The sequence below is a fragment of the Nostoc sp. C110 genome (assembly GCF_043099725.1).
GTDB lineage: Bacteria > Cyanobacteriota > Cyanobacteriia > Cyanobacteriales > Nostocaceae > Nostoc > Nostoc muscorum_A.
Genome location: NZ_CP171148.1, coordinates 5,354,100 through 5,372,822 on the forward strand (window position 1 = coordinate 5,354,100; position 18,723 = coordinate 5,372,822).

Consider the following 18,723-nt stretch of genomic DNA (forward strand, 5'->3'; position numbering starts at 1 on the left):
ATGACCAATGACAAATGACAAATGACAAATCATCATAATCCCACTTACTTTTTCGCGTTGCTCCTGATCAAGATTGGCAAATCGGAATAATCACAATGAATGTGGCTCCCTGTCCCGGTTCGGAAACACAATGTAATGTGCCTTTGTGTTTTTCAGCCACAATTTGATAACTAATAGAAAGTCCCATTCCTGTACCTTTGCCGACAGCTTTTGTCGTAAAGAATGGATCAAATAATTTTTGCTTGATATGAGCAGGAATTCCGGGGCCATTATCTGCAATTTTAATGACAACTTGTTTGTTTTCTACCAGGTAAGTGCTAATCGTAATAGTAGGAGTTAAGGTTTGGTCTTGAGCGTTCGCTTCTTCTAGGGCATCAATGGCATTGCTCAAAAGATTCATAAACACTTGATTGAGTTGTCCGGCATAGCATTCGACTAACGGTAACTCTCCATAAGCTTTGACAATCTCAATGCCAAGAGAATCAGGTTTAGCTTTCAGTCGATGTTGCAGAATCATCAGTGTGCTATCAATGCCCTCATGAATATTGACTTCTTTCATCTCGGCTTCATCCATGCGCGAGAAAGTGCGTAGAGAGACAACAATTTTTTGAATGCGTTCTGCTCCAACTCGCATGGAATAAATAAGTTTGGGTAAGTCTTCTACTAAAAACTCCAAGTCCATCGCTTCGGCTTCTTTTTGAATCTCAGAGTCGGGAATTGGGTAATATTTCTGATAAAGTTCCAGGAGTCTCAGAATATTTTTGGTGTATTCATTTGCATGGCTAAGATTGCCGAAGATAAAGTTGACTGGGTTGTTGATTTCATGGGCAACACCTGCCACAAGTTGCCCCAATCCTGACATTTTCTCGGATTGGATCATCTGGGTTTGGGTGTGCTGGAGTTGTTGCAGGATTTGCTCTAATTCTGCTGTGCGATGATTCAATTGGACTTCGGCGCGTTTGCGATCGCTAATGTCAAAGCTTGTGCAAATAACCCGGTAAATCTGTCCCTCAGTATTCTTGAGTGGGTTGAAGTTGATAAACCACCAGGTTTCCTGCCCATCAAAGGTTAGGCAATGCTCATAATAAAGGGGCATTCCCGTTCTGGCGCACTCAGCAAGCCGTTGTTGGATAGTCTGGGCCTGTTCTGCCCCAAGGACTTCAGTGGGCGTTTTGCCTACGGCATCAGCACTACGAATTCCAGAGGCTCGTTCCGCAACAGCGTTCCATCCGGCGTAATGGAAGCGATCGTTATCCAACACATCCACAACAAAGATGATTATTTCGGCTCCGTTGTAAATGCTGCTCAGAAACTCCTCTTTCTCTTGAAGTGCGGCTTCCGCTTGTTTGCGTAAACGAAGCTCGTCGTAGACATCGCTAATATCAATCACCACCCCATCCCACACAATCAAGCCATCAGCTTGCAGTTCTGGTCGAGAAACACATTGAATCCATTTGATTTTGCCTGAAGGAGTCACAATTCGCCACTCGTGACTAAAAGGCGTTAACATTCGACCAGAATCAGCAACTAACTGTCCCAGAGTTGAGGAATCGTCTGGATGCGCCATGAGGTGAATGTTGTGTACCCCTGCCATCACTGCCTTTGGATCAACCTCATACAGGTCATAGCAACCCGAACTGACGTAGGGTGTCCAGAAAGAGCCATCGGTAGCCAGACAGAATTGAAACACCATGCCTGGAATATTGTCAACTACCTTCTGGAAGCGGGCTTCACTGGCACGCAGTTCTACCAGTGTTTGTTGTGTCTGCTCATAAAGTCGGGCATTTTCTAGAGAAATAGCGGCTTGAGTACATAACAGGTTAAGCAGTTCGACGCGATCGCTAGTAAATGCCCCAGTCGTCAAGTTATTCTCCAAATAAAGGATACCTGCGAATTGACCCCGATGGAGAATCGGATTACACAAGATGCTTTTTGGCTGTTGGTTCAAAATGTAAGTATCGCTGGCAAAGACTGGATGATTAGTGGCATCCGCCAACACCACAGGTTGTAAGGAATGTTTGACGTGATAAATCACTCTCAGAGGAATGTCGTGGCTTTCCTCCACTGGAATTCTTTGCAGAACGATGGGTTGAGTATTAACGCTGACAGTCCCTTTAATCAACAAGCGATTGTCCCGCAGCAGCATTAACACGCATTTTTCTGCCCCAGCATTTTCAATTACTATCTGAAGCAGCATCATTAGGAGTTTTTCTAATTCAATTTCACCAGAAAGAGTTTGAGAGGCTTTGAGAATGGTTGCCAAATCGAGCGATTCTGTAATATTGCTGGAGCTAGAGGTTTGAGTCGAATGAAAAGATGGGGCAAAAATTGTGTTAGATGCACTAAGTAATGGTTGCGGGTGTTGCACAATTGCGGTCAAAAGCTGAGGATAGCGCTGTTCCAAGTCAGTTACTTTGGCTTTCGCTCCCCAACGGGCGTAGCAGTAATATGCTTCTTGCATATATGCTTGGGCGAGTTTTTCTTTGCCCCAATTGAGGTAAAATCTGCCTGCTAGTTCATTGCTTAGGGCTTCTTCTTGAAGAAATGCATTTGCTTTGGCGGAGGCGATCGCGCGATCGTAGTAATCCATTGCTTCATACATTCGCCCCAACACCCGATACTGCTCTGCTTCCACCAAATAAAATTTGTGTAAATGGTTTGTAGGGGCGTGGTTTGCCCATTCTTTGAGCTTCTTTTGGTTGCCAACAACTTCCTGGGGCAAACTATTACATTCCTTACCTTGGGCATTGGATAATATCGCCAGATGAATTAATGAATCGTAAAAGTGAAACACCGGAATCATGAAACAACCGGATACACCATTCAAATATTGTTTGGCATTAACTGCCACTTTTGTTGCTTGTTCCAACTCATTGAACAAGTAACAAAGAATTAGTTTATTAATATACAGTGTTCCCATTGCATAGAGATCGTTAGCCTGCTGATGCTTGGGCAACATCATTTCTTCGTCATAGGCTACACCTTTAATTTCCCAAGGACACTTACTCTGTCCAAGTAAATTTAAGACGGATTGGTAAAAGACTCTTAGATAATTATGAGCAACTTCCTGTTTAATTTGAGCCAATGCCTGACTGTAAACCTTCATCTCTGGTTCTAAGATTGACAAATCTTTGCCGAGAAAATAGGACAGCGAACAATAATTGTAGGCACAGTAGGCAGCATATTCTAAAGTACCCATCTCCAGACCGCTATGGTATCCGTCGAGCAGAGGAGCGAGTGAATTTTGAATATGATGTTTCCAAGGCTTCACAAAGGGATAAACCATGTTAATCGTGCTGGCTTTAAATTCTCTACTCTCGAAGCGTGATAGTAGTCCCATTGCCAGTTCACCAACGCGATCGCCTAAATCTATTTCTCCAATACCGCACAGAATGACTCCATACCAAGCATAAGCCTGTGCTGATACCCCAGCATTACCATAAGCAACCGATAACCTCACCTGCTTGCACACGATTAACGGCAGCAATTCTGGAACCGCTTGATAGACTGCTGCTGTTACAGTTGCTAAAATTCGGATCACTGCCAGACCTCGGAGGTCTTTCATCTCAGGCAGTTCCAACAAATCTTCTAAATGTTTTCCTTTTAATATATCTTGAGTCTGTTGCAAACTTTCAGTAATATCTGCATCAGTTGGCTGCTCTGGAAACAACACTCCAAATAATTTCAAAGCAGAAAGAGCGGTTTTAATGGCTTTGGGTTGCTGACTCTGAGCGACATCAGCCAAAATTCTCACTTCATAGACTTTCACTTTGTCTAGTAATTGACGAGCATTTTGCAGTACCTCATCAACTATCTGCTCCATTTGCCCAAAGTAACCGCTCAGACAGGTTAATTCTGCGGCTAAATCATGTAGAGCCAACGTTAGCTCATAGCATTGCTGCCAACAATTTGCTGTGAGAAGTTGTATGCCTTTAGTGGTGTATTCAATTGCTGCAACGTAAGCGGTTGCAGATTTTGCTTTTTGTGCAGCAGCTAGATTTAGCTTCGCTAATGTCTCCCGTTCTGTTTCTAAGACAATTAAATCGGCTCCTTTATTTAATTGATTAACAATCTCGAAGATTTTTTCCTCTTTTTCCGTTTCGTTCATTACACTTAAAAGCAATTGCCCAATTTTTAAGTGCATCAGTTGTTTTTGGTTATCGGGGATGAGTGAATAAGCAGCTTGTTGGACGCGATCGTGCAGAAATTTGTAGAAAGCAATCACCTGATTATCTGCTTCGATCTGTCCATTCTCCTCAATCAACAATTCTGATTTTGACTGATAAAACTTGTAAATATCATTGCTGGGAATTACTAATCCTTCCTGAAGGGCTTTCCATAAGTCAGTAGCAGTTTCAGCTTGAGACTTTTCATAGACAATTGCCAGTGTTGCTAAATCAAAAGAGTTACCAATACATGCTGCGAGTTTCAGGACATTTTGAGTGGCAACTGGCAATTTCTGTAACTGCATTGCCATGAACTCTACCACGTCATCTCTCAGAGAGAGCAATTGCACATCACTAATATCACACTGCCAATGCCCAGCTTGAGGATCAAACTCAATAGCTCCTTCTTCATGTAGCGCCTTGAGAAACTGTGTGCTGAAAAAGGGGTTTCCTTGAGTTTTTTGATAAACTAGCTGGGTTAAAGGTTGAGCGATCGCTGCTGGACATTGCAATGTATCTGTAACTAGCGAATTTAAACTTTCTTGACTCAATGGAGCCAGTGTGATTGTATTGACTGTAGTGCCAGCTTTCTTGATTTCTTCTAACGTCAATATCAACGGATGAGCAGGCGACACTTCATTATCACGATATGCACCAATCAATAACATGAAGCCGCTTTCTCTTTGTCCGATCAATACCTGAATCAAGTTTAGTGATGCTGAATCTGCCCACTGTAAATCATCCAAAAACATCACCAAGGGATGTGTAACTGTAGTAAATACTTGAATAAATTTTTGGAATAACAGATTAAAACGGTTCTGGGAAGCATTACCTGATAGTTCCACCACTGGGGATTGTTGCCCAATAATCTGCTCTAACTCAGGAATCACATCGATAATTACTTGGGCATTTTCCCCCAACGCCGTCAAAATCTTCCATTTCCATTGCTTTAATTGGGTGTCACTTTCGCCTAACAACTGCCCCATTAAGTCACGGAAGGCTTGTACAAAGGCACTGAGGGGAATGTTGCGGTTGAACTGGTCATACTTGCCTTTAATAAAGTAGCCTCGTTGCCGGACAATGGGTTTATGTACTTCATTCACCACTGCCGTTTTACCAATGCCGGAGAACCCCGCCACTAACATGAACTCCGATGTCCCATTGGCAACCCGCTCGAATCCTTCTAGTAGTATTTTAACTTCTTGCTCTCTGCCATAGAGTTTTTCTGCCATTACGAAGCGATCGCTTATATCTCGCTTTCCAATCGCGAAATGCTCAATTTTCCCTATTTCGTTCAGTTTTTCTATACATAGATGCAAATCATGTTTTAGTCCCAACGCACTTTGGTAGCGGTCTTCGGCATTTTTCGCCATCAGCTTATGGATGATCTCTCCCACAACCAAAGGGATCTCAGAGTTGACATCACACACATTAGGAGGAAGTTTTGCAATATGACAATGCACTAATTCCATCGGGTCTTGAGCATCAAAAGGCACTGTTCCTGTCAGTAGCTCAAAGAAACTTACTCCCAATGAATAGAAGTCGCTGCGGTAATCAATCCCCCGATTCATGCGTCCTGTCTGTTCTGGTGATAGATAAGCTAGAGTCCCTTCCAGGACATTTGGATTTTGGATTTCGGTGGTTTCTCTCGGTAACAAGGAGGAGATGCTGAAGTCTATCAGCTTTAACACCTTGGTGTCTGGGTGAATCAGGATATTAGCGGGTTTAATGTCTTTATGAATTACCCGTTGTTGATGTAACTGGTGCAGAATATCTGTTAGTTGTAGGGCTATAATTAGAAATTGCTCTAAGTGTTGCGGCTGTTCCTTAATAAATTGCCGCAGTGAGATGCCACCAAAATCTTCCATCACCAAAGCATAGCCATTATTATAGGGTTCTAGGCTGTAGGGCTTAATAATCCCAGGAATCTCTAGGTTTTTGGCTAGGGCATATTGGTTGCGAAACTGTACGAGTTCACTAAAGCTGGGGTACTCTCGTTTTAAAAGCTTAATTACAACTGCTTGGTTATCTGCTTCTCTGACCGCGCGATATACGAGTGTACGTGAACCTGAGTATAGTTGCTCTCTAATTTGGTAGCCTGACAGTGTTACAGTTACATCCACTTTTGCGCTCATCACTTTTTCAGGGAATTTTTCTAGTCAGTTTAGAATTCCCCACAGGACATTTTTTGTAACAAACTTTGGCAATTATTTACGCTTTGGATGTATCGCCTGATGAAAAACTACACGTTAGCGATCGCTCTTTGTGCAACTTAGTTAGCAGAAAATACAAAAAATATACAACCAATAGAAAAGCAATTTATCGACTTACAAAAAGCTGAAGGCATTAAAGCTTTAATTCTCCATTTTTTGAAAATGATTTTCTGCTTCCTGGCTTATTACTACAGCGATTTCCAATAAGTAAATAGCTGATTATCACTTGATTTCCCTCCAAGGTTCTATCCTGTGGGAAAAGAAGGGGCTTTTTGATTGAAAATGCCTATAACCCTTTCTTGATAATAATTACAACTATCCTTAACCTCAAATCGAATGTCTGATATATTTGGTTTTTAGCAAACAAACTTCTTGCAAAATTCTCTTCACGCGGTAAAATAACGAAATTTTGCAAGAGTTTTAATTATGAAACCATTTCTTTTTGTAACCGATTTAGATGATACCCTCGTATATCGCACCGTTGGCGATGACAGCGCTTTACCAGAACTAAATCAACTGCTGAGTCAACATCGTCAAGAATACGGCACTAAAATTGTTTATTCTACCGGACGATCGCCCTTACTTTACAAACAACTCCAAGCTCAAAAAAATCTTTTGCAACCCGATGCCCTTGTCCTTTCTGTAGGGACGGAAATTTATCTCAATGGTACTGATACTCCAGACTCAGATTGGGCAGAAACCCTGTCTCCGGGATGGGAACGGGAAACTGTATTATCTATTACCCATAAATACCGCGAGTTACTTCGGCAACCAGATTCAGAACAGCGTCCTTTCAAAGTGAGCTTTTTTTTAGAACAAGAAGCATCTGCGAATGTTCTACCACAACTTGAAGCAGAGTTGCAGAAATCGAAATTAAATGTAAAGTTAATCTACAGTAGCGGTATTGACCTTGACATTGTACCCCATAGCAGCGATAAAGGTCAGGCAATGCAGTTTTTACGCCAGAAGTGGAAATTTGCAGCAGAACAAACAGTTGTCTGTGGTGATTCGGGTAATGATATTGCTTTATTTGCTGTAGGCAACGAACGGGGAATCATCGTCGGGAATGCCCGAAAAGAGTTACTCCAATGGCATAACGAGTATCCCGCTATGCACCGCTACCTAGCAAAAGGTTTTTGTGCAGGTGGAATTATTGAAGGCTTAAATTATTTTGGTCTCTTGTAATGATTAGTTATCTAAAAGGTATAGTCGCTGGTATCCAAACAATTGGCGCTAATCGCGTGATTCTGACTCTGGAAGTCAATGGCTTGGGGTACGATTTGCAAGTTCCCCAACGGCTAGCAAACCAGTTACCAGAATCGGGAGGCGTGGCGCAAATTTTTACCCATTTCCAAATTCGGGAAGAAGTGCCCTACTTATATGGCTTTGCTTCCCCAGCCGAACGCGATTTATTTCGCCACTTGCTGACTGTCACAGGGATTGGTGCAGCCTTAGCGATCGCACTCCTGGACACTCTGGAACTACCAGATTTAGTCCAAGCAATTATCGCTGGCAATACACAAATCTTAATTCAGGCTCCCGGTGTCGGCAAAAAAATCGCAGAGCGCATCTGTTTGGAACTGAAAAGCAAATTAGTCGAGTGGCGTAAATCAGCCGGGTTCTTCGTCGCCACAGGCGGGCCAGCACCAGGAATTCTCGAAGAGGTGCAAATGACCCTCTTCGCCCTGGGATATACTGCTCATGAAGTCAGTCACGCCCTGCATGTAGTCAGCGAAGACATCGGCCTACCCAAAGATGCTTATGTCGAAGATTGGATTAAACAAGCGATCGCTCATCTCAGCAGCGAACAAGTTTAATTGTCATTTGTCATTTGTCATTGGTCATTTGTCATTAGTTATTCCCCATTCCCCATTCCCCATTCCCCATTCCCAATGACCGACCCTTATGCCTGGCTAGAACAGTCCTTAGCAACAATTCATCGGGCAGACTGGTATCGTTCGGTACAACCTATCAACGGTCGTCCGGGTGCAACGGTGGTTTTAGCTGGGCAAGAGGTAATTAATTTTGCCAGCAATGACTATTTGGGATTGGCTGGGGATGAGCGCTTGATGGCAGCCGCAACTGCTGCGATCGCAGAATTTGGCACTGGTAGTACTGGTTCTAGATTACTCAGTGGGCATCGAGAATTGCATGGGGAGTTAGAAAAGGCGATCGCATCTACCAAACAAACAGAAGATGCCTTGGTATTTAGTTCCGGGTATCTAGCTAATTTGGGTGCAATTACCGCCCTTGTGGGCAAGCGTGATTTAATTTTATCTGACCAGTACAATCATTCCAGTCTGAAAAATGGAGCGATTCTGAGCGGTGCAGCAGTTGTGGAATATCCGCACTGTGATCTTGAAGTCCTAAAAACTCAGTTGAGTCAACAACGACAAAATTATCGACGCTGCTTAATTCTTACTGATACTGTCTTCAGCATGGACGGCGATTTATGTCCCTTGCCCGCACTGTTCGATCTGGCTGATGAATTTAGCTGTATGCTGCTAGTCGATGAAGCTCATGCTACCGGCGTACTAGGAAAAACTGGCGCTGGGTGTGTCGAGCATTTTGGGTGTACAGGAAAGCAATTAATTCAAATTGGGACTTTGAGTAAAGCTTTGGGTAGTTTAGGCGGTTATGTGGCAGGAAGTAGCGCCTTAATTGACTTTTTGCGGAACCGCGCACCCAGTTGGATTTATACCACTGGACTTTCACCTGCTGATACAGCCGCAGCCTTAGCAGCAATCAAGATAGTGCAACAAGAACCGCAACATCGTACCCAATTGTGGGGGAATATACATTACTTGAAAACTTTGCTGCAACAGTTGCCTAACTTAAAATTGCTGCCTTCTGAATCACCCATATTATGCTTTCAATTGCCTAATGCCACAGATGCCCTCAAAGCTGGAAAACAGCTAAGAGATGCTGGCATTTTTGCTCCAGCAATTCGTCCTCCCACAGTGCCCACAAGTCGAATCAGAATATCTGTAATGGCGACTCATGAAGTAGCACATATTGAAAAATTGGTAACAGTGCTGAAGGATGTTATTTGAATTGGGAATTGGGAATTGGGAATCGGGAATCGGGAATTGGAGAATAAGAAATAACTAATGACTAATGACTAATGACTAAGGACTAATGACAAATCCTTTTAAAAAACTGGCAATCGGTTAAACAAGATCCAATAAAAACCAAGCTGTTGGACTGCTTGGTTAAATTGTTCAAAATCCACAGGTTTAACGATGTAGCTATTTACCCCAAGCCGGTAACTCTCGATCATATCCTGGTCTTCAGCAGAAGAGGTCAGCACCACAACCGGAATCATTTGTGTGCGTGGATCGGATTTGAGTTGCCGTAAAACTTCTAACCCACTTATCCTTGGCAGTTTCAAATCCAGCAAAATGACTTTGGGTTGATTCGTCATCCTACGGTGCGCGTACTCTCCCCGACAAAAGAAAAAATCTAGGGCTTCGGCTCCATCTTCGAGCAGTTGAATATTGTTGCCAATTTTACCGCGACGTAATGCTCGGATAGTTAACTCAGCATCGGTGGCATTATCTTCAACCAATACAATGGAAAGTGCTTGCTCAAAATATGGATCGGTGGGCTGGTCACTCATGGGTTAATTTCCCCTTGAAGGGTGAAATAAAACGTCGCACCTCGATCGATCGCTGCTTCTGCCCAAATCCGCCCGCCGTGGCGTTGAATAATGCGTTGGACGATCGCTAGTCCGATCCCCGTGCCTGTAAATTCTTGTTCGCGGTGCAGCCGTTGGAATACCCCAAACAAATTATCTGCATACCGCATATCAAATCCTGCCCCATTATCTCTGATAAAATACACTCCTTCACCAGCCATAATCTCATAGCCGACTTCAATGTAAGTACTGGATTTGTAGCGGGTATATTTGATGGCATTTGACAATAGATTTAGCCAAACTTGTTTAAACAAGGAAAGATCAGCTTGACAGATGGGTAAATCAGCGATCGCAAACTCAATTTGACGACCTTCAAAATCTGGGGCTAAATCACTCAGTACTTCTTGAATAATCTCATTTATAAAAACAGGCTGCCGGGACATTTCCTTACGATCTAGGCGGGATAGGTTCAATAGGTCGTCGATCAACTCACCCATGCGTTTGGCATTGTCTCGAACAATTTTCAGATAACGATTGCCTTCCGCATCAAGTTGCTCACCATAATCTTCTTGCATAATTCTCGAAAAACCAACGATCGCCCGCAGTGGTGCCCGTAAATCATGAGAAACAGAATAGGAAAATGCCTCTAATGCTTTGTTTGCAGCTTCCAATTGGGCAGTTCGTTGTTTGACCCTGATTTCTAAAGACTGGTTCAGTTGATGCAGGGCTTCAATTGCCCTCTGGCGCTCCAATTCTGCTGCTGCTCGTGCGGCAAATACCTTTAGAATTACTTCTGTTCGTTCCGTATCTACCAGTGGTTGTACGTCAAGAATACAAAGATTACCAATTGGGTCGCCATTGGCATTTTTTAAGGAAATACCCAGATAACTCTCTGCCTGCATTACCACTAAGTCTAAGTCTTCCGGGAAAATTTGCTGAACAAGCTTTTTGCAGTAAAATAAGCCGTTTCTCAAGGCAAATTCGCATGGTGTACGGGCCGGAAAGTAGGATATTTGTGGTTGTAATGCCCCATGCGCCCAAAAAGCTAGGGCTTTAAGTTCGCCATTTACTAGTTCAGTAACGAGGGCATAGCGGACGTGCAAGGCTTTGGCTATATGACCAACCAAAGCTGCGAAAAAATCTTGTCCTGTAACCGCAGCTGTTCCCATAACCAAATTTTGCAGCGTTGTTTCCGATCTTTTCAGATCCTCTTCCCGGCGTTTTACCTCACTAATATCCCGGATAATGGTAGACAAATATTCCACACTGCCATCTGTTGCTTTATGAGCAATGATCATTTGGGAAACCGGAATTTCTCTGCCATCAATGTCCAACAAAGCGGTTTCACCCACCCAGGTACCATCTCGAATCGCCAGAGGAATGCCCTGGTTTTGAATAATCTCTAATGCCCACTGGGGATGGTAGTTGCTGAATGTGCAAAGGTCTGTATCCAGTGGTATCCCTGCTAGTTTCCTAGCTTGAGCATTATTCCAGAAAACATTGCCTTGGGGGGTGGCCATGCCAATATGATCGGTGGATGCTTCAAGAATGGCAATTAAGCGATCGCGATCTTTTTCTGCTCTTTGGCGTTCGGCAATTTCAGCCCGTAAGGATTGATTCAGTTCTGACTGTTGCTTCAATAAACGGGCATTGTCAATGGAAATAGCTGCCTGAGTCGAAAGTAAACTGAAGATTTCAATTCGCTCTGGGGTAAATGCGCTAGTGGTTAGATTGTTTTCTAAAAGGACAATTCCTGTCAGTTTTCCCTGGTTTAATAAAGTAGCACAAAGAATCGATTTCGATTGGCGTTGCACAATCCAGGGTTCAGATTGAAAGTTACCGACTTGAGCCGCATTATTGAGGACGATGCTTTCTTGGGTGCGAACTACATAATTGATGAGGGCAGTTGGCAAGCAAGGAGTACTGTCTGCTGATACCGATTCCAGAGGAATTGATTGCAAAACAGCTACTTTCTCATCGCCAATCGATCCCATTGCCTCAATCTGCCATTTTTCTTGTGTTGGTAAAATTAGATAACCGGTTTGTGCCCCGGCATTTTCAATCAAGATCGTCATTATTTTTGCCAGGAGTTTATCTAACAAAATTTCACTGGCGATCGCTTGGGAGGCTTTCAATACTGTTTCTAAATCAAGTGCTTCTAACTTTCTAGAAGTCGATTCTGTAATGTCAACTTTTCCGATGTTAGTTCTTTCAGTTTGCACCTCTAGCAGTTGGGGATAACGTCTTTCCAAATCTTGGACTTTAGCCATTGCTCCCCAACGGCTGTAGCCGTACCTTGCCTCTTGCAGATAGACTTTAGCGATCGCTATCCGGTTGTTTGCCAGATAAAATTTTGCTGTTAGTTCGTTGGCCAGGCTTTCTTCTTGGAGGTATTCGTTTTCTCTCGCCAGAGCGATGGCGCGATCGTAGGCATCCATTGCTTCTACTACTTCACCCAATACCCGATGCCGTTCTGCTTCTACCAAATGCCACTTGTGTAGATAGTTCATCGGGGCATGGTGCGCCCAATTTTTCATTTTTGCCTGATTTTCTGCTACCTGCTCCAGCAACTCGGATTGTTTCGCTGTATCTGTGTTGGAATATACCGCCAGTCTGCATAGGGAATCGTAGAAGTGAAATATGGCAACCAATGCCGCTCCAGTCATTGCTGGTAAGTACTCTTGAGCGAGGATAGCATTGCCAATTGCCTGATTTGTATCGTCAAATAAATAACAGAGAAATAATTTATTTAGGTAGAAATAGAACAAACCCCCATGAAAATGGGTTTTTTGCATCTGGGCTAGCCCAGTTGCTTGATTGTAAGCTTGACCAGATAAAATCCCAGGATTCGGAACCTCTTGAACCAGGTTCAAAACAGTTTGCGAGCAAATCTCGACGAAATGAATTCCCGCCGAGTGCTTGATTTGTTTCACTGCTTGGGCATAACTTGTCAGATGTAATTGGAGTTCATCTAGGGGTTGACCGATTGCCAATGAATTACCACAGAAATACATCGCAGCGTAGCCAGAAAACTCGAAATCGCCCTGCTCGATACCAACCTGATAGCAATCTTGGAGTGGCTTCAGGCTGTGTTTTAGGTGTGTCTTCCAAACATTAATCTGGTTGCTAACCGCGAATAGACTTCTGGCTTGAATGGGTTTGGCATCTAGGCGATCGAGCAGACTTAAAGCTAGTTGACCAAATTGATATCCTGCTTCAATGTCCAATACAACTCCACAGAGAATAATCCCATAAGCGGCATAAGCAAAGGGAGCTAACATCATATTTCCGTACTCAATCAGCAAATCCACCATCTTGAGTACAACCAGCAAAAATAGGGGAGGGACTGCCAAATAAGCTGATGCACACATACTTGTTAAAAGCTGCATTGCTGCCAGCATTTCTGGCTCAGACATCATTGGTAAGTCAACTAAATCTTCAATGCGTCTATTCGCCAATTTGGAGGCGGTTTCCGAGAGTGCCTGCTGAACATCCTCAAAGGTTGGCTGGATGGGGAGGTGAACTTCTAATTGCTGAAGTAGCTGTAAACCAATTTGAATTGCCTCAAGCAATTGACTTTGAGCAACATAAGTTTGAATTTTGACATCGTAGACTTTTAAGCTGGCTAGTAGGGTTTTGGCATGGTTAATTACCTGTTGGAACAGTGGCTCTACTTGCTCAAAATTACCGCTCAGATAGGCTGCTTCTGTTGTTGCACTATACAGGGTAAGGGTAAAATCATAGTTTGTTTGCCAGCTATCGGTTGTCAGCAGATCCAAAGCAGTTTGCAAATATCGCCATGCAGCATCATAAGCACCTGATGCCTTGGCTTTTTCTCCCGCCATCAGGTTTAAGCGAGACAAGTTATCCTGATCCGATTGAGTTTTGAGGAGTTTTTTGCCCAGGTTCAGTTGGTTGGTAATATCAAAAATCTGGTGTTCTAAGTTTTCTCTTGGAGTTATTTGCAATAAAGACTGTCCGATTTGCCAATGGATCTTGCTTTGCTGGGCTTCGGGAATCAGGGAATAGGCTGCTTGCTGAATGCGATCATGGGCAAATTTATATTCAATGGCAGGACAATTGCTAGGGAGTGGTACATCCAACTCAACCGATTTGTGGGCATTGCTTAGGGGTAGAATGAACCCTTGAGCGATCGCCATTCTTAAAGCCTGGGCGGTTTCTCGCTGGGATAATTCCGCAGTCAGTGCCAGAGTTTCCAGCTCAAAAGAGTTGCCAATGCAGGCAGCTAGCTGCAACACTTCCTGCGTATTTTTATTGAGCTTTTGAATCTTGAGAGCCATCAAATCGACAATATTATCTGTAATTCCCTGCTGCTGAATTTGCTCGATCGACCATTGCCATTTTTTGGTTTGGTGATTAAATTCCAGTAGCCCTTCAGTGTAGAGAGATTTCAAAAATTCGTTCATAAAAAAGGGATTACCACCAGTTTTTCGTTGCACCAGTTCAGCTAAAGACAGGGAATCTTCTGGTTGGCAGCGAAATGTCTCGGCGATGAACTGATTGATATGATGTAGGCTCAATGGCAAAAGAGAAAGTTGGTTTACCACTCCTCCACCCTGCCGAATTTCCTCCACCATCTGAATCAGGGGATGAGTGGCATTAACCTCGTTATCTCGGTATGCCCCCATCAACAACAAAGATTGCCCCTTGGTAGCAGTAGCTAGTAGTTGGATCAGCTTCAGTGAGGCATTATCTACCCACTGGAGATCGTCTAAAAATATGGCGAGGGGATGTTCTGATTGCGTAAAAACGCGAATGAAATTTTGGAAAACTTGATGAAAGCGATTTTGGGCTTCCGTTGGTGGTAATACAGGTACTTCTGGTTGATTGCCTACAATCAATTCCAGTGCTGGAATCACCTGGGTAATAACTCGACTGTTTGAGCCGAGGGCAGCTAAAAGGTTCTGTCGCCATTGAGACAGCTGCACTTCGTCTTCAGTCAGTAATTGTTTGATCAGTGACTCTAAGGCTTGAGCGATCGCAAAATAAGGAATATTGCGCTGATACTGATCGAATTTACCAGAAACAAAGTACCCCCGTTGTTGCGTAATCGGCTGATAAATTTGCTGCACTAAAACTGACTTACCAATACCAGAGTATCCTGCTATCAACATCACTTCAACATGAGAAGCAGACGCGGGTAAATCAGAGTTATCTTTCCCTGCTACTCTTTCAAAGGACGCTAATAACATCTCCACCTCCCTTTCTCTGCCATAAAGTTTTTCAGGGATATGAAACTTATCAGAAATATCCTCTTGTCCTAGCAAAAAAGACTCAATTCTTCCCGTGTGTTGTAGCTGTTTCAGGCACTCTTCTAAATCATTTTTAATTCCCCAGGCGCTTTGATAGCGATTTTCTGCTGTTTTTGCTAATAGTTTCAGTACAATTCCTGAGACTATCACAGGAATTCCTGAATTGATAAAATGGGGTGGAACAGGTTCCAAAGCTAGGTGATAATGAATTAACTCCAGCGCATCACTGGATTCAAACGGCAATCGATGGGTCAACAGTTCATAAAAGGTAACACCTAAAGAGTAAAAATCAGTTCTATAGTCCAAAGAACGGTTCATTCTGCCTGTTTGCTCTGGAGATATATAGGCTAGTGTTCCCTCTAATATCGGTAGATTTCTGAGAGTTAATATCTCCCGTGACAATACAGTTGAAATACCAAAGTCAATAATTTTAAGTTGTTGTGTTCTTGGATTAAAAATAATATTAGATGGATTGATATCTTTATGAATGATATTTGCTGTATGAATTGCACCCAAGGTTTCAACAATCTGAATGGCTATTTTCAGGAAATCTGTTAATGAAAACTGTGTTTTTGCTATGATCTTTGTTAAAGATTCGCCCCCAAAATCTTCCAGAATAATGACAAAACTCCTTTGATATTGCTGCAAACTATAAGCCTGGATAACACCTTCCAATGACAAGCTACGCGTAATTTCGTATTCGAGCTTATAGCGTGTTATCTCTTCTGATGTCGGGTAGTCTTTCTTTAAAACTTTGAAGATGACAGGCAAATTATTCTGCTGATTAATTCCACGATAGACTCGTGAATTAGCACTTTCATGAATTTTTACATGAATTTTATATTCAGGAATTTCCAGCATGGTTAAACTGCCTACAATTGTTAGATACAAAGATAAATTTTGTATGAGGTAATTTTAAATTTCTGATTTTGGATTAAATTATTTAGATTACCAAATACAAGAAATTTTTAAAGCAAATAAATTTAAACATGAGAACAAAGGTAAAATCCTAAATCCTAAAAATTTTTTATTCAGAGCCACCGCCTTGAACCAGATAATAAATCTAAAATCTAAAATCCAAAATCACTTGACTCACAAACCTGATTATACAAGTTTACTGAATAGTTCCCAAGGAGATTATGGGGTATGAATGAACTATTGAACATCCTGATTGTTGAAGATTCAGAGGAGGATGCCATGTTAGTTATTCATGAATTGCGTCGCGGTGGTTTCAATCCAAACTGGCAGCGTGTGCAAACAGACAAGGAACTACAAATAGCACTCAATAGTCAGACTTGGGATGTGATGATTTCAGATTACCGACTGCCAGGATTCAATGCTCCTGCGGCTTTGGAAATAGCAAAGCAGAGCCAAAAAGATATTCCTTTTATTTTAGTTTCCGGCACAATTGGCGAAGTACTTGCTGTGGAAATGATGAAAGCGGGTGCGAATGATTATGTCATGAAGGACAACTTAAATCGATTGCCAGAGGCAGTGCGTAGAGAACTTCGGGATGCACAGGTGAGAGCGGAGCGCAAACAAGCTCAAAAGCTGTTACAAACATTAGCGTCTAATATACCCGGAATGATTTACAGCTTTGTTCAGTATTCTAATGGTTCTATTGCGTTTGATTACATCAGTTTTGGCTGTCTGGATCTTTTAGAGTTAACGCCAGATCAAATTTTAGAAAATGCCTCTCTTTGCTTTGCACAAATTCATCCCGATGATTATCCAGGATGTTATGCAGCAGCCAACGAGAGCGCTCAAACTTTAAAACCATTTTCTTACGAGTGGCGATTAGTTACACCTTCTGGCAAACTCAAATGGGTACAGGCAAGCGCTCGTCCAGAATGTCGAGAAAATGGGGATATTGTCTGGTATGGTGTTTTATTAGATGTGAGCGAACGGCAAGTTGCACTTCACGAACAGCAAGTTGCGCTGCGCGATCGCAAACAAGCACAAGAGTTAATTATCCACAACTCTTTACACGATCCCTTAACGGATTTACCAAATCGCACACTTTTGATAGAGCGGCTAGAACTAGCCATCAACCGAGCTAAACGATTAGAAACCTATCGTTATGCCGTCTTGTTTCTCGACCTAGACCGATTTAAAGTGATCAATGACAGCCTCGGACACCTTGCTGGAGATCAACTGTTAAAGAATATTGCTCACAAACTAAAAACTCATCTGCGGGAAGTTGATTTAGTTGCTCGAATTGGTGGTGACGAATTCGTAATTTTGCTGGAAGATATTTCTGATATTGAAAAAGCTATTCAAATTACTGAGCGTATGCTCATAGATTTTCAAACACCATTGATACTTAATGATGCCGAAGTAGTTATCAGTACAAGCATCGGGATTGTTTTAGGAACAAACGAATATTCTCAAGCCTCCGATTTACTCCGAGATGCCGATATTGCCATGTATCAAGCCAAAGCTCAAAGGAGAAACTCGTATAAAATTTTTGATGTCAAAATGCACACTCAAGCCGTAAATCGACTAACTATAGAAACCGATATTCGCAAAGCTATCGAACGAGAAGAGTTTGTTATATATTACCAGCCAATTGTTGACATACTTGGGGATGAGCAAAGCAAAGCAGGCCGACTGATTGGATTTGAAGCATTGCTGCGCTGGCAACACCCAACTCGTGGGTTAGTCTTACCGAAAGAATTTGTCTCTATCGCGGAAGAAACGGGGCTAATTGTGCAAATTGATCGCTGGATGCTCTACAAAGCTTGTCAACACCTAGCAAACTGGAAAGCAAAGTTTGCTACTCACTTCCCAATCAAGGTTAATATTAACCTCTCTGTTCAAGACATTCGCCAAGGAAACTTAATTGAATACATCGATCAAATACTAGCCCAAACAGGTTTAGAAGGCGACTGTATAACCCTAGAAATTACTGAAAGTATGCTAATTGAGAATATTAGTCAGACAATTGATTTATTAAGCCAATTAAAGTCTAGAAGAATTCAAATTAGCATTGATGACTTTGGTACTGGTTATTCGTCGCTCAATTATCTCCATCGTTTACCTGCTGATAATTTAAAGATTGATCGCTCTTTTGTAAGTCAGATGCAGCAAGGAAACCGTAATTATCAGGTAGTTAGTACTATTATTGCTTTAAGCAATCAACTCGGATTAGCCGTTGTTGCAGAAGGTATCGAAACACCGCAGCAACTTCAATGGTTACAGGAACTGGGATGCGAATTTGGTCAAGGCTATCTATTTTCTAAGCCTCTAAGCCACCAGACAGTAGAAGCACTTCTGACGACAAGTAAAATTTTGCATTATATCCTCTGATGATTGCGACTGACTAATGGAAAACTAGCCATTGGTAGATTTTATACCATAATTTTTATAAGCAAATTAGGCTACTGTATTTCTGATAATTGACTATTCACGATCGGCAAATTAATGTTATGGAT

7 protein-coding genes are annotated in these 18,723 nt (G+C 42.4%); 4 read left to right on the plus strand and 3 right to left on the minus strand.

Features of this window, described 5'->3' with window-relative positions; translation table 11 throughout:
* Positions 1 to 67: 67 nt before the first annotated feature.
* Entirely contained in the window at positions 68 to 6,301 is a 6,234-nt protein-coding gene (locus tag ACFFRD_RS28030) for an AAA family ATPase (RefSeq protein ID WP_392478871.1), read from the minus strand.
* A gap of 504 nt (positions 6,302 to 6,805) precedes the next feature.
* On the opposite strand from ACFFRD_RS28030, the gene ACFFRD_RS28035 reads away from it, so the two are divergent.
* From ACFFRD_RS28035 to bioF, 3 genes are all read left to right on the plus strand, one after another.
* Positions 6,806 to 7,564: a sucrose-phosphate phosphatase gene (locus ACFFRD_RS28035; RefSeq protein ID WP_114082641.1), complete on the plus strand. Its 759-nt coding sequence runs from the start codon at positions 6,806 to 6,808 to the stop codon at positions 7,562 to 7,564.
* A complete protein-coding gene (gene ruvA, locus ACFFRD_RS28040) occupies positions 7,564 to 8,196 on the plus strand; it encodes a Holliday junction branch migration protein RuvA (RefSeq protein ID WP_041565497.1) in 633 nt (210 codons plus the stop codon). The genes ACFFRD_RS28035 and ruvA overlap by 1 nt, the downstream gene beginning before the upstream one ends.
* A 75-nt stretch (positions 8,197 to 8,271) precedes the next feature.
* Positions 8,272 to 9,432, plus strand: coding sequence for an 8-amino-7-oxononanoate synthase (gene bioF / locus ACFFRD_RS28045; RefSeq protein ID WP_392478873.1), 1,161 nt, complete (start codon positions 8,272 to 8,274; stop codon positions 9,430 to 9,432).
* A 98-nt stretch (positions 9,433 to 9,530) separates the two neighbouring features.
* On the opposite strand, the gene ACFFRD_RS28050 is transcribed toward bioF, so the two are convergent.
* Positions 9,531 to 9,998 carry a response regulator gene (locus ACFFRD_RS28050; RefSeq protein ID WP_392478875.1) on the minus strand — a complete coding sequence of 156 codons (468 nt, stop codon included), beginning with the start codon at positions 9,996 to 9,998 and terminating at the stop codon, positions 9,531 to 9,533.
* On the minus strand, positions 9,995 to 16,150 hold the full coding sequence (locus ACFFRD_RS28055; RefSeq protein WP_392478877.1) for an AAA family ATPase: 6,156 nt from the start codon (positions 16,148 to 16,150) through the stop codon (positions 9,995 to 9,997). The genes ACFFRD_RS28050 and ACFFRD_RS28055 overlap by 4 nt, the downstream gene beginning before the upstream one ends.
* Before the next feature lie 285 nt (positions 16,151 to 16,435).
* Between ACFFRD_RS28055 and ACFFRD_RS28060 the strand changes: the two genes are divergently transcribed.
* A complete protein-coding gene (locus ACFFRD_RS28060) occupies positions 16,436 to 18,598 on the plus strand; it encodes an EAL domain-containing protein (RefSeq protein ID WP_392478878.1) in 2,163 nt (720 codons plus the stop codon).
* Positions 18,599 to 18,723: the final 125 nt, after the last annotated feature.

Excerpts from the sequence above, each read along its gene's own strand:
- ACFFRD_RS28035 (WP_114082641.1), top strand. The coding sequence starts at position 6,806 with ATGAAACCATTTCTTTTTGTAACCGATTTAGATGATACCCTCGTATAT.
- ACFFRD_RS28055 (WP_392478877.1), bottom strand. The coding sequence starts at position 16,150 with ATGCTGGAAATTCCTGAATATAAAATTCATGTAAAAATTCATGAAAGT.
- ACFFRD_RS28030 (WP_392478871.1), bottom strand. The coding sequence starts at position 6,301 with ATGAGCGCAAAAGTGGATGTAACTGTAACACTGTCAGGCTACCAAATT.
- ACFFRD_RS28050 (WP_392478875.1), bottom strand. The coding sequence starts at position 9,998 with ATGAGTGACCAGCCCACCGATCCATATTTTGAGCAAGCACTTTCCATT.
- ruvA (WP_041565497.1), top strand. The coding sequence starts at position 7,564 with ATGATTAGTTATCTAAAAGGTATAGTCGCTGGTATCCAAACAATTGGC.
- bioF (WP_392478873.1), top strand. The coding sequence starts at position 8,272 with ATGACCGACCCTTATGCCTGGCTAGAACAGTCCTTAGCAACAATTCAT.
- ACFFRD_RS28060 (WP_392478878.1), top strand. The coding sequence starts at position 16,436 with ATGAATGAACTATTGAACATCCTGATTGTTGAAGATTCAGAGGAGGAT.